The sequence below is a fragment of the Prevotella rectalis genome, assembly GCF_900607215.1.
Classification (GTDB): Bacteria; Bacteroidota; Bacteroidia; order Bacteroidales; family Bacteroidaceae; genus Prevotella; species Prevotella brunnea.
In genome coordinates this window covers 313,771-325,571 of record NZ_LR027822.1, presented here as the reverse complement: position 1 = coordinate 325,571, position 11,801 = coordinate 313,771, and the positions used below count along the sequence as shown (strand labels likewise).

The following is an 11,801-nucleotide window of genomic DNA, read 5'->3' as shown; positions in this document are numbered from 1 at the left end:
AGAGGTATCGTATGGCTCATAAAGAAACGAATTTGACAGACAATGAGATATTGCGCCAGAAGATAGTGAACCTCCAACACGCATTGTCTTTGGAGAAGATGCGCAGCCGTGCCTATGAGAAACTCATAGAGATAGCCGAATCCGAGGAGGGTATCAGCATCTTAAAAAAAGATGGTGCCAAACAGTAACGGCGCTGCGTGAGGAGTTTCCCGGTGTATCCGTGGAATTCCTCTGTGGGCTGTTTGGCAAGAAACGCCAGTGGTATTACGCAAGCAGCAAGCTTGTGATTTCTGAGCGGCAAAGGCGTAAACTGATAGTTGACAATGTACTCTACTATCGTGCCTGCTGTCCCGGGATAGGCGGTGTGAAACTGCACGTCCTCCTCAAGTCGGAGCTAGGTGAAGATGTTACTCATGGTCGCGACTCCTTCTTAAAACTACTTGCTTCAGAAGGACTTATGCTTCCCAAGAACAAGCGAAGACGTACAACGGACTCCAATCATCCTTATAGGAAGTATCCTAATCTTGTACAAGGTGTTACGGCAATGTATGCTAACCACATTTGGGCAGCCGACATAACCTACGTTTGGATTTACGGCAACGTCCTGTACCTCCATCTCATTACAGATGTTTACTCACATGCTGTCATAGGCTGGTGCTTATCCGAAACCATGGAGGCTATAAATACGAAGGAGGCATTGCTAATGGCAGTTAAGGCAGCCGGAGGAGGCAACCTCTGCGGAACGATACACCACTCTGACAGAGGTTCGCAATACGCCTGCCACCTATATGTTGAAACTCTTATGTGCCACCATATCAGGGTTAGTATGACAGAACGGTACAATCCTACGGACAATCCTGTGGCGGAAAGGACGAATGGAACCTTTAAGGTTGAGTGGATTTACCAGCAGGAGATGTACCGAGATTATGACCAGGCCAACATGGAAATCTCCAAGGCAATAGCCTTCTACAACTACAGACGACCGCATATGAGCATAGGAATGAAATGTCCGATGGATGTCTATAGAGGCGAACAGCCCGGGAGAAATCTTTGGAAAAAGAGATAAATGCTTGCAAAAAAGAAAAATATAAAGTATCTTTGGAACGCCGAAAATATGGCGAACGACGGTCTTATGCCATCTTCACCAAAGGTCCCAGGGGGCATCGAGCCCCCTAAGACCTTGCCGAAAATATGACGGAACTTAGGTGTTGTCCATCTTCTTTTATGCAAGTGCACTGACTTCAAATTTAAACTATATAATGTTAATGTCAAGTCATTCAGTAAATAAGAAAATATTTGACAAGTAAAACAGAAATACATCGTCAGATCTGACAAGTGAATTCAGGAAAAGACAAAAGCTTACCTATTGCGATTTAAAAGCTTAGCTATTGCACACCAAAAGCTTAGCTTTTGGAACGCGAAAGCTAAGCTTTTGAAATACAGTTTGTAAGTTGTTGGATATCAATAGATTTACAATCCGAATATTCTGAAGGAGATATAAGGAGTGAAAACTGACTCACGCTATCACCGGACGTTCAGCTTTACGGTGGCATACTTGTTCTTAGTGGTCGCACCACAAAACAAAAACGCGAGAGAAGCTATCGGCTTTTCCCGCGTTCGTTCGTTTCAAGAAACCATCACTTATTATTCTGCTTCCGTTGGTTCCGACTTCTCCAATTTCATTTGAATGAAGAACGCCACTAACAGTCCCACTCCGACTCCCGTTGCGAGTACGATCCAAAAGCCGATGTCGCCGGCGGGGATATCAAAGAGGAGGTTGCAGACATAGCCCAATCCCATGCCGATAAGCAATAATGCCATTCTCAGACTTTCATACTTGCCCTTTTTCTTGGGCTTGTCAGGCTCTACCAAGAGCTTTGCCTTTTCGTTATCTACGTGATTTTCGATGATGGACTGACGTATCATTCTGGCGTTCTTGTTCTTGTTATATTCCAACAAGGCACTCGTGATGACACCGATGATACCACATGTAATTCCAAGTACGGAGCAAATTAAACCTACTGATAATCCGTTCATGATTTTATTATTTTTTAGTTATACATTTTAAATTCTTGTCTCGGAGGGTTTCTCATTTTGCATCGAAAGAGAAATCGGCGATTTGACGTTGTAAGCAGTAAGCGACGGAGAGGAGGAAGACAATCATTCCAGAGGTAACCGCCACTGATTTCTCGCTTGTTATTATGCTATAGGCGGAGGCGGTAACAATTACGATGAATGATGCGATTCCGAACGCGAAGGCAAGTGCTCTCAACCATCTGCGTGCGGTTGCTTTTCTTCGTTCCGCCTGTATTGTCATCATTGCCGATGCTTGTAAATCTTCCCGTGTCTGTTTCCGTTGCATGACTTTGCCAATTAGGAAATCCAATTCTTTATCGTTCAGTTCTTTCATTTTCTATTCCTTTCTTTATTTTTTCGCGTATGCGATGCAATTTTACCAATACGTTGCCGGTGGTCATTCCCAGTTGTCGGGCTATCTCTTCGGCTTTTCTGCCTTCGTAGTAATGCAGTTTGATGATGGCTTTGTCGCCGGAAGGCAGCTCCTCTATTCGGGCTTCCACGGCTTGCAACAGCTGTTCTCGCTCTTCCGAATAATCGTTCTTGTCGGCTATCGGAATGGATTCAATGGGTTGCGTCTTTTGTCGCCGCTCCTTATTCATTTCGTTCACTGCCAAGTTTATTGCAATACTTGTAATCCATGATCCGAGTGTTGCTCCCTGCCATGTGTCAAGTCGGGCATAAGCTCGGATGAAGGCTTGCTGGGTAAATTCCTCCGCAGCATCTTCGCGTCTTACATATCTGTACAGATTTGCGAAAACCATGCCCCAATAGCGTTTCATAATCTCTTTGTATAAAGAGAAATTACCACTCAGGATGTTTTCTACAAGTTCTTTATCTTCCATTATTCTTTGCCACTTTCTACACTATAGACAATGAAAACCGAAAATTATTACACTTGGGAATAAGAAAAAAATGAAATAAAAAGAAAAGCGTATTATAGCTTTCCCTCTTCCCGATAAGAGAAGTATGCCCCATCGGTAATGATAAGGTGGTCGAGGAAATAAATCCGCATAAATTCGCACGCTTCCTTCACACGTCGCGTCAGTCTGTCGTCATCCGTACTGGGGCTGTTGTTGTTGCTTGGATGGTTATGGCAAAGGGCGAGTACCGTTGCATTCTTCAGTATGGCTTCTTTCATGATGACACGAATGTCCACAGCCGTTTCCGTGAGTCCGCCGTGTGAGATGCGTTTGGCTTCAATGAGTTTGTAGTTTTGGTTCATGAACAACACCCATGCCTCCTCCACGTCCAAATCTTGCATCTTTGTATGCATGAAGTTGTAAATGGCAATGGCTGAACCCAAATCCTGCCGCTTCACAGCTTCGGAAGCCTGACGACGTTTCCCCAATTCGCAGGCGGCAAGGATGGCAACGGCTTTCGCAGGTCCCAATCCGTTGTATTGCTCAAGGTCATGGATGCTAAGTTTGCCGAGTTTGTTCAGATTGTTGTCGCAATCGCTCAGTACTCGTTTCATGAGTTCAACGGCACTCTCTTTCGTTGAACCGGAACCAATGAGAATACCCAATAATTCAGCGTTGCTGAGGGCTTCCGCTCCCAATCGAATGAGTTTCTCGCGCGGTCGGTCTTCTTCTGCCCATTCGTTGATGTTTAGTTTTCCGGTTTCGTTCATGTTTTGTTCCCCTTGTGAAGCCCTTTACCTCATTTATAAAAGTTCTTCTCGTAGGCTGTAAATTCGTCTTGCTTCCTGACGCATCTCTTCCACCAAGCCTCTATGAATCCGCAGCCGTAGCCTGTGAGTTGCACGTAGGCCGCAATGCCCGACAGAATGTTTGCCTTAAAATTGTGAAAGTAATACCAACTGTAGCAAACGTTAAGATAGTAATAGGCGAACAGAAGCAGCAGCGGAGTTGCAGCAAGCCACCAGTTTGCGAGCACCAGCCCAACCAGAGAGATGACCAATAGCAGAGCCACTCCGAGTGTGAAAACCATTGGGAGCAGATGTACGAGTTTCAACGATTCCGGGTATTTCTTGTAAAGGTTCACGCGTGCAATGCCACTGTTATAGACTTGCCGCCAGAATTTCCGGAAGTCGGTGCGCCGCTTGTGCCATACCCATGCTTCGGGAAACAGTCGGCAGCGTTTCCCGGCTTTGAAGATGCGAATGGAAAAGTCGATGTCCTCGCCGAAACGCATCTTCGAGAATCCTCCCAATTCCATATATACGTCGCGTCTGATTCCCATATTGAAGGAGCGTGGGTAGAACTTGTCGAGCTTCTTCTTGCCACCCCGGATGCCTCCGGTGGTGAAGAACGACGTCATGGAATAGGAAATGGCCTTCTGTGTGTCGGTGAAAGAGTTGTGGGCGCGGTCAGGTCCGCCGAAAGCATCGGCAGATTCGCGGTCGAGCTCGTCGCTGACGGCCTTCAGATAGCCATTGGGGAGCACGACATCGGAGTCGAGAATGAGGAGGTATTCGCCTTCTGCACGTTCAGCACCATAGTTTCGACTTTGCCCTGGACCGGAGTTGGGCTTCATGAAGTAGCGGAGTGTGAGCTGGTCGGCATATTTGCGGCAGACGTCCTCGCACGGAATCTGTGAGCCATCCTCAACGATGATGACCTCGAAATCCTTCTCCTCCTGATTGACGAGACTCTCAAGAAGTTCATCCACTTCGTCTGGACGATTGAAAACGGGAACAATGATGCTGTATTTCATGGGAAAGCGTAAGAAGTGTTTGTAATCTGACAGATAAAAGAAAAAGAGTAAAAAGGTAAAAGTTGCGAACGATAGACTCTGATGTTCAAGCTCTGAATATCAGAAAGTCTTGTTCTGGCCTTTTACTTTTTTACTCTTCTTTATGCTTTAGCCGTTAACTCGACCAAGATAGCTGCCGTCGCGGGTGTCGATCTGGATCGTCTCGCCCTCGTTGATGAATAGAGGCACACGTACTTCGGCGCCAGTCTCAAGTGTAGCTGGCTTGGTTGCGTTGGTTGCGGTGTTGCCTTTGACTCCTGGTTCGCTGTGTGTAATCTTCAGGGTGGTCTTCACTGGCATCTCGGCAGAGAGGATTGTGCCATCGGAAGTGTCTGTAACCACTTCAACAACATCACCTTCCTTCATGAACTCTGCTCCTGTAATCTGGTGGAGAGGGATAGGAATTTGCTCGAAAGTCTCCTGGTTCATAAAGATATAGCCCGTTGAATCTTGGTAGAGATATTGGTAAGGGCGACGCTCTACGCGTACATCTTCGAGTTTGAAACCTACTTGGAAAGTGCGTTCGAGTACACGACCGTCAGCAACGTTCTTTAGTTTTGTAATCATAACGGTGTTGCCCTTGCCTGGCTTCCTGTGTTGAAAGTCGATGCAAGTCCAAATCTTTCCATCAAGACGGATACATGTTCCGATTTTGATTTCCTGTGAATTAATCATAAACTGTTAATATATAATTTGTTACTTATTATTTATACCACGGATGGTTTTGCGGTGCAAAGTTAAGCAATTTATAGAAAAAAACATAAATTATTCACCTAAAAATCAATGTTTTCTTGGTTAATTCAAAAAGTTTAAGTAATTTTGCAGCCCGTAACGTTGGAAACGATTCCGCCGTTTGCGTTGGCTTGCACAATAACAATAAAAACAGAATAAAGCAATGAAAAGAACATTTCAGCCTCACAACCGTCGCCGTGTGAACAAACATGGCTTCCGCGAAAGAATGGCAACAAAAAACGGTCGTCGTGTATTGGCGTCTCGTCGTGCCAAAGGTCGCAAAAAATTAACTGTATCTGACGAGCATCACGGAAAATAATTCGGGCTCAAGGAAAAAGGAAGTGAAAACGGAAAGAAGTAGAGTGCAATCTTTGCTTCTTTCCGTTTTTTTCTATAACTTTGCCCGATATAAGCGATTTATCAGTTAAAGACGGATGGCATCAAGAAGATTCATTGATAATTTCTTCAGCACATATCTCTGGGGCAATGTTCTGGCGATTGTTATCCTCGTTGTTATACTCTCACTGGGCGTAAGGTACGGAATAGACTTCTATACCCGCCACGGCGAATCGATTGTCGTGCCGAATGTCATACACAAACAATTCGACGAAGCTCAAGATATCATGAGCAAAGTGGGACTGACCATCGAGGTGGCAGATACCGGATATGTGAAGGACTTGCCACCCGATTGCATCTTGGAACAGACGCCGGTGGGAGGCAAACGCATTAAGTCCACTCATGTCGTTTACGTAACCATCAATGGCGCAAGTGCTCCCACGTTGGAACTGCCTGACCTGATTGATAATAGTTCGCTCAGGGAGGCACAGGCACAGCTTCTTTCCATGGGTTTCAAGGTGGGCGAACCGGAATATATACCGGGCGAAAAGGATTGGATTTACGGTATCTTGGTGAATGGCAAACATGTTCAGGCGGGCGATCGCATCCCGGCCGATGCCGTGGTAATCATTCAAGTGGGTGATGGAACTCGCGATGTAACCGACACGGCATCGTTGCATCCCGTGTTTGGGTATGAAGATGTGGAAGTGGAAGAACCGGAAGATGAATACGAATATGAATGGGTGGAAGTCCCGGTCGATGAAAATGGTAACGAGATAAGGGAGGGAGAAAGAGATTTGCCTCGTACAGTACCTTCTGTTCCACCTGCTCCGACGGTTGTTCCCGGTGAACAGAACCGTTCAAAGCCTGCTGATTAGAATATGATTGACGAAGAAGACTTTTTGGAGGATGATTTTCAGCAAGTGGAAGATGGCTTTTCGGGCAACAAAGAACTCTACGAGCACTTCCGGGTGGTTGTCGATAAAGGGCAGGAAACTGTGCGAATTGATAAGTATCTCTTTGAACGGATGCAGCACTCCAGTCGCAATCGCATACAGAAGGCTGCAGAAGCAGGCTGTATTCATGTGAACGGAAGCCCCGTAAAGAGCAACTATAAGGTGCGTCCCGATGATGTTATCACATTGATGCTCGACCGCCCAAAGCATGATAATACCATAGAGCCGGAGGATATTCCACTCGATATCGTCTATGAGGATAGCTGGCTCATGGTGATAAATAAACCTGCCGGACTGGTGGTTCATCCCGGAGCCGGAAACTTTCACGGAACGCTTATCAATGCGGTGGCTTGGCATTTGAAAGATCTTGTCGGTTTCGACCCCAACGATCCGGAGGTGGGACTTGTTCATCGAATAGATAAAGATACAAGTGGGCTGCTCGTGATAGCCAAAGTGCCCAATGCAAAGACGGCTCTTGGCAAGCAGTTCTTCAATAAAACCACTCATCGCAGTTACAACGCGTTGGTGTGGGGTAATTTCAAGGAGAACGAAGGCAGAATAGAAGGGAACATTGCACGAGACCCTAAGGATCGTTTGCGAATGACCGTCTTTCCATCCGATTCTGATATTGGAAAGTCTGCGGTAACGCATTATAGGGTTTTGGAACGTTTCGGATATACAACACTTGTGGAATGTGTTCTTGAAACAGGGCGTACCCATCAAATTCGAGCGCACATGAAGCACATCGGACACCCACTCTTTGGAGATGAGAAATATGGTGGTATGGAAATTATTCGCGGACAACGTACAGCCAGCTATAAAGCTTTTATACGGAATTGTCTGATGATTTGCAATCGGCAGGCACTTCATGCTCGAACGTTGGGCTTTGTTCATCCGCATTCGGGCAAGCAGATGGATTTCACCAGTGAACTTCCCACCGACCTTGCCATGGTGATAGAGAAATGGAGGAACTATATCGGGGGCAGAAATGAGCTTCGGTAAATTGCAGTGAGATAAAATAAGGATGATAAATTATTAACGACAAATGAATAATACGAAACGAACCATTGCTATTGTTTGTGGCGGAGATTCTTCTGAGCATGATGTTTCCATGCGTTCGGCGCAAGGTTTGTACTCTTTCTTTGATAAGGAGAGATACAATATTTATATTGTAGATGTCAAAGGAACCGATTGGCATGTGAACTTAGACGATGGAACAACGGCGCCAATTGATAAAAATGACTTCTCTTTCAGAGAGAACGGCAAACTTGTTTTGTTTGATTACGCTTATATCACCATCCACGGGCAACCCGGAGAGAACGGAGTGATGCAGGGGTACTTCGAACTTATTCATCTGCCTTATTCTACTTGTGGGGTATTGGTTGAGGCTCTGACTTTCGATAAGTATGTTCTGAATCGCTATCTCAGTACGTTTGGCATCCGAGTGCCCGATAGTGTTTTGCTTCGCCGTGGCGATGCTTACGACGTGAAAGAGATTGAGAAGCGTTTGGGCATGCCTTGTTTCGTGAAGCCTGCGGCAGACGGAAGCAGTTTTGGGGTCTCAAAGGTGAAGAATGCCGACCAGATAGCACCGGCACTGCGCGTGGCTTTCATGGAAAGTGATGAAGTGATGATCGAAGGCTTCCTCGATGGTGTGGAACTCTCACAAGGTGTTTACAAAACAAAGGATAAATCTGTTGTGTTCCCTGCCACCGAGGTGGTTACAAGTAATGAGTTCTTCGATTACAATGCCAAATACAATGGTGAGGTGGACGAGATAACGCCTGCTCGCATCTCACCCGAAACCGCCAAAGAGGTGGCAGCTCAGACCAGTCGGATTTACGACATACTCCATGCCAATGGAATTATTCGTATCGATTACATCATCACGAAGAATAAGGAGGGAAAGGATGTGGTAAACATGCTCGAGGTAAACACGACGCCGGGCATGACTGCAACGAGTTTTATTCCTCAACAAGTGCGTGCGGCAGGACTGGATATTAAAGAAGTTCTGACGGAAATAGTGGAAAATCAGTTCTAAAATAAGAGAGAAGACAAATAATGGTGCGAATGATGAGCAGAAAGCCAATATGCAACTGATAGTAAACTCTCGTTCCTTATTCGCCTTTCATAAAAATGCTTCGCTATGATAATACCGGAAAAATTCAACAACATCCGTCCGTTTATCCCGGAGGAATTGCCACAGGTCTATGAGCGATTGCTCGTCGATCCTCAGTTTTTGGAAGTCTTGAAGAAAGTCTTCCCTACTCATCCCATTGAACGATTGAGACAACAGCTGTTGTCTTGTAAGACATTGCTCGAATTTCAGAAGATGTTTATTTACGGTATTGTCCAAGACGTTATGAAGAAGTCGGGCAATGGCTTTGAGATGGAGGCATCACGGCTTCAGCCCGATGCCAACTACACTTTCATGAGCAATCACAGGGATATTGTGCTTGATTCGGCGTTGCTCGATGTTCTGCTCATTGATAATCGTTTCAAGACAACTTGCGAAATAGCCATCGGCGACAATTTACTGAAATACCCTTGGATAAAAGACATAGTTCGACTGAATAAGAGTTTTATCGTTCTGAGAAATCTGCCACTTCGTCAGATGTTGCAAGCCAGCAAGACTCTCTCCGAATACATGCACTTTGCCATAAACGACAAGCAGGAGAATATTTGGATTGCACAGCGAGAAGGGCGTGCCAAAGACTCTGACGACCGCACGGCAGAAGCCGTACTCAAAATGATGACTATGGGAGGTGAAGGTACTGTAATGGAGCGATTGAAAGCCTTGCACATCGTACCACTCTCCATATCATACGAGTATGATCCCTGCGATTTCTTGAAAGCGAAAGAATTTCAACAGCGACGCGATAATCCCGACTTCACGAAAGCTCCGCAAGACGATGTTGTCAGCATGCTAACCGGTATCAAAGGGTATAAGGGACATGTGCATTATCATGCCGCTGAATGTATTGATGATTATTTATCGTCTTTGGATGCTGACTTGTCCAAAGCAGATTTTTACAAGGTCGTGGCGAGACATATTGATCAGGAAATACACAAGCGCTATCACCTTTATGCCAATAATTACGTGGCTCTCGACCTGTTGAATGGGAAAACAGAATTTGCCGATAGATATTCAGCAGAGGAAAAGGTCGCGTTCGAGAAGTATCTTGATGGCCAGATTGCCAAAATCGATTTGCCAAACAAGGACGAGCGCTTTCTCCGCAACCGTATTCTGACCATGTATGCCAATCCTGCGATAAACTATCTGAAAGCCAATGATTAGGAAGTTCCTGTTGTTTTTGTCCGTATTGGGAATGGTAGCTTGTACAAATGATGCATTTGAGACAGGCGATTCCGATTTTTCCTATCTGCGTTCAGACTTTGTTGAGGCCAAGACCGATGCCTCGGCGAAGTTTGTATCGGCCGTGACGGACGACGACGAAATCGTGAATCTTTCCGTTCCTCTGAGCGCAAGTTGGGCGACCACTCCCGATTCGGTTTATCGCGCCCAGCTATATTATAATAAGAAAGGAGAGGTGAATGAGCCCGTGGCCATTTCCTGGGTACCGGTGTTGAAGCCCTCAACACCCTCTGACGATGATTCTGCTGGCGACGACCCAGTTATTTTCAAAAGTGCGTGGCTGAGCAAAAACGGAAAATACCTGAATCTCGGTCTGATGCTCAAGACCGGTCCGACGTCTGATGAGACACAACGCCATTCCGTCGGTGTCGTTTGCGATTCCATCGTCACCGATGGGGATGCGACAAAGACCTATTACCTTCGATTCCGGCATCAACAGAATCAGGTTCCGGAATACTATTCCACACATTTTTATGCCAGTATTCCCACTTCTGCTTTCCATAAGGGGACGAGGCTTCAGTTGTTGCTCCACACTTATGAAGGAGTGGTGGTAAAGTCATTCGAGTTGTACTGATTGAAAGAACAATAAAATTGCCATGAGGGAAAAACTATTATTGGTCATTGCTTTGGCATTTGTTCAACTGAACATGCTCGCACAAACGCAGGAACACTCAGATAATCCTCTTGTTATAATAGATGGAATGGAAATCAATGACTCTATACTGCAGGTTTCCCGAACCGAGATGTTGTCAGATTCCGCAAAGCAGATTGTAGCCCGGCGTTTGGATTGCCTTAATAGCTATGCCATCGACACAATTATAGTTGTTGATAAAGCAGCGGCAGAGAAAGTTATTATTTGTAAGCCTAATACTTCCGGGATAATTCTAATAAGGACAAACTCTTTGGCAGAATTGGATTTGATGATAGATGGTAAGCGTCGAAAACCAAGGAAGCGAATAACAATTATTGATGCCTTGTATTTTCCTGAATATTTTGCCACAGCCTTGTCAAAATCCCTACACCGAAAGAAAATTAAAAAAATGGAGTTGCTTATTCACAAAGGAACTGTCAGTCCGGAACGAAAGTCAATGGTTGTAATAACAACGAAGTGAAAAGGGCTCTGTCGAAACTTAGGGAGCATAAATTCGAGCAAGTCTGCATAGGAAGCACCTCCGTTCTGTTTTACGGTGAATAACCCAATCGTTCGCCTCTATGGAGCCGTGCTCAACCAATAATGTCCTAAATATTTCTTATTCTATCCATCAAAGCTTACCTTTTGCGTTTTAAAAGCTTACCTTTTACAATGCAAAAGGTCATGAATTGGAATACAAAAGCTAAGCTTTTAAATCTCAATTAATATCATTCTGATTATCAATAGAGGTACTGTCCTATAAAAGTGTGTAAGCTTCTTTTTTCTTATCTTTGTATTTGATAACTTTAAAAAAGAAAAAAATGAAACTTACACATTCGCAAATTTCGGAAATTCTTTCGAATTACACAAGCAGCAGCGAGGGTTTTGTTACCCTTCAGTCATTAATCATGAACTCCCTGATGTATCATGAACGAGAGTTGTTCGTCAGCGAAAATGCCCATGAGCAATGCAATGG

The 11,801-nt window shown here is 45.1% G+C and carries 14 protein-coding genes and 1 pseudogene; 9 read left to right on the top strand and 6 right to left on the bottom strand.

Annotation, left to right across the window (positions count from 1 at the left end):
• Together E0E16_RS13650 and E0E16_RS09755 are read left to right on the top strand one after the other, a co-directional pair.
• Positions 1–188: pseudogene (locus tag E0E16_RS13650) on the top strand (hypothetical protein); the annotation flags it as partial.
• Positions 189–220: 32 nt separating this feature from the next.
• Positions 221–1,066, top strand: a complete 846-nt coding sequence (locus E0E16_RS09755) for an IS3 family transposase (protein ID WP_240048166.1) — start codon at positions 221–223, stop codon at positions 1,064–1,066.
• A 578-nt stretch (positions 1,067–1,644) separates the two neighbouring features.
• On the opposite strand, the gene E0E16_RS09750 is transcribed toward E0E16_RS09755, so the two are convergent.
• The 6 genes from E0E16_RS09750 to efp all read right to left on the bottom strand — a co-directional run bounded on the left by E0E16_RS09750 (position 1,645) and on the right by efp (position 5,469).
• Entirely contained in the window at positions 1,645–2,037 is a 393-nt protein-coding gene (locus tag E0E16_RS09750; protein ID WP_130830148.1) for a DUF6249 domain-containing protein, read from the bottom strand.
• 52 nt (positions 2,038–2,089) lie between these two features.
• On the bottom strand, positions 2,090–2,410 hold the full coding sequence (locus E0E16_RS09745) for a hypothetical protein (protein WP_130830147.1): 321 nt from the start codon (positions 2,408–2,410) through the stop codon (positions 2,090–2,092).
• Positions 2,391–2,921 (bottom strand): RNA polymerase sigma factor, encoded by a 531-nt coding sequence (locus E0E16_RS09740; RefSeq protein ID WP_028901751.1) that lies wholly within the window; start codon positions 2,919–2,921, stop codon positions 2,391–2,393. Before E0E16_RS09740 ends, E0E16_RS09745 begins: the two co-directional genes overlap by 20 nt.
• 92 nt (positions 2,922–3,013) lie before the next feature.
• Positions 3,014–3,709, bottom strand: a complete 696-nt coding sequence (radC, locus tag E0E16_RS09735; RefSeq protein WP_130830146.1) for a RadC family protein — start codon at positions 3,707–3,709, stop codon at positions 3,014–3,016.
• A 29-nt stretch (positions 3,710–3,738) separates the two neighbouring features.
• On the bottom strand, positions 3,739–4,755 hold the full coding sequence (locus E0E16_RS09730) for a glycosyltransferase family 2 protein (protein WP_130830145.1): 1,017 nt from the start codon (positions 4,753–4,755) through the stop codon (positions 3,739–3,741).
• Positions 4,756–4,902: 147 nt separating this feature from the next.
• Positions 4,903–5,469: an elongation factor P gene (gene efp, locus E0E16_RS09725; RefSeq protein WP_060940589.1), complete on the bottom strand. Its 567-nt coding sequence runs from the start codon at positions 5,467–5,469 to the stop codon at positions 4,903–4,905.
• A 220-nt stretch (positions 5,470–5,689) separates the two neighbouring features.
• Here efp and rpmH point away from each other — a divergent pair, with 220 nt between their 5' ends.
• The 7 genes from rpmH to E0E16_RS09690 all read left to right on the top strand — a co-directional run bounded on the left by rpmH (position 5,690) and on the right by E0E16_RS09690 (position 11,306).
• The gene (rpmH, locus tag E0E16_RS09720; RefSeq protein ID WP_004336902.1) at positions 5,690–5,845 is read left to right on the top strand and encodes a 50S ribosomal protein L34; all 156 of its coding nucleotides are present in this window, start codon (positions 5,690–5,692) and stop codon (positions 5,843–5,845) included.
• Positions 5,846–5,960: 115 nt separating this feature from the next.
• On the top strand, positions 5,961–6,740 hold the full coding sequence (locus E0E16_RS09715; protein WP_130830144.1) for a PASTA domain-containing protein: 780 nt from the start codon (positions 5,961–5,963) through the stop codon (positions 6,738–6,740).
• 3 nt (positions 6,741–6,743) lie between these two features.
• Positions 6,744–7,820 carry an RluA family pseudouridine synthase gene (locus tag E0E16_RS09710; RefSeq protein ID WP_130830143.1) on the top strand — a complete coding sequence of 359 codons (1,077 nt, stop codon included), beginning with the start codon at positions 6,744–6,746 and terminating at the stop codon, positions 7,818–7,820.
• A gap of 43 nt (positions 7,821–7,863) precedes the next feature.
• The gene (locus tag E0E16_RS09705) at positions 7,864–8,859 is read left to right on the top strand and encodes a D-alanine--D-alanine ligase (RefSeq protein WP_130830142.1); all 996 of its coding nucleotides are present in this window, start codon (positions 7,864–7,866) and stop codon (positions 8,857–8,859) included.
• A 105-nt stretch (positions 8,860–8,964) separates the two neighbouring features.
• Positions 8,965–10,116, top strand: coding sequence for a 1-acyl-sn-glycerol-3-phosphate acyltransferase (locus E0E16_RS09700; RefSeq protein ID WP_130830141.1), 1,152 nt, complete (start codon positions 8,965–8,967; stop codon positions 10,114–10,116).
• Positions 10,109–10,768, top strand: a complete 660-nt coding sequence (locus E0E16_RS09695; protein WP_028901755.1) for a NigD1/NigD2 family lipoprotein — start codon at positions 10,109–10,111, stop codon at positions 10,766–10,768. Before E0E16_RS09700 ends, E0E16_RS09695 begins: the two co-directional genes overlap by 8 nt.
• A 22-nt stretch (positions 10,769–10,790) precedes the next feature.
• The gene (locus E0E16_RS09690) at positions 10,791–11,306 is read left to right on the top strand and encodes a 50S ribosomal protein L19 (protein WP_130830140.1); all 516 of its coding nucleotides are present in this window, start codon (positions 10,791–10,793) and stop codon (positions 11,304–11,306) included.
• Positions 11,307–11,801: the final 495 nt, after the last annotated feature.

Bases quoted from the DNA above. Each gene is read 5' to 3' on its own strand.
- E0E16_RS09745 (WP_130830147.1), bottom strand. From the start codon at position 2,410: ATGAAAGAACTGAACGATAAAGAATTGGATTTCCTAATTGGCAAAGTC.
- E0E16_RS09750 (WP_130830148.1), bottom strand. From the start codon at position 2,037: ATGAACGGATTATCAGTAGGTTTAATTTGCTCCGTACTTGGAATTACA.
- E0E16_RS09715 (WP_130830144.1), top strand. From the start codon at position 5,961: ATGGCATCAAGAAGATTCATTGATAATTTCTTCAGCACATATCTCTGG.
- E0E16_RS09690 (WP_130830140.1), top strand. From the start codon at position 10,791: ATGAGGGAAAAACTATTATTGGTCATTGCTTTGGCATTTGTTCAACTG.
- E0E16_RS09740 (WP_028901751.1), bottom strand. From the start codon at position 2,921: ATGGAAGATAAAGAACTTGTAGAAAACATCCTGAGTGGTAATTTCTCT.
- E0E16_RS09695 (WP_028901755.1), top strand. From the start codon at position 10,109: ATGATTAGGAAGTTCCTGTTGTTTTTGTCCGTATTGGGAATGGTAGCT.
- E0E16_RS09705 (WP_130830142.1), top strand. From the start codon at position 7,864: ATGAATAATACGAAACGAACCATTGCTATTGTTTGTGGCGGAGATTCT.
- E0E16_RS09700 (WP_130830141.1), top strand. From the start codon at position 8,965: ATGATAATACCGGAAAAATTCAACAACATCCGTCCGTTTATCCCGGAG.
- rpmH (WP_004336902.1), top strand. From the start codon at position 5,690: ATGAAAAGAACATTTCAGCCTCACAACCGTCGCCGTGTGAACAAACAT.
- efp (WP_060940589.1), bottom strand. From the start codon at position 5,469: ATGATTAATTCACAGGAAATCAAAATCGGAACATGTATCCGTCTTGAT.
- E0E16_RS09730 (WP_130830145.1), bottom strand. From the start codon at position 4,755: ATGAAATACAGCATCATTGTTCCCGTTTTCAATCGTCCAGACGAAGTG.
- E0E16_RS09710 (WP_130830143.1), top strand. From the start codon at position 6,744: ATGATTGACGAAGAAGACTTTTTGGAGGATGATTTTCAGCAAGTGGAA.
- radC (WP_130830146.1), bottom strand. From the start codon at position 3,709: ATGAACGAAACCGGAAAACTAAACATCAACGAATGGGCAGAAGAAGAC.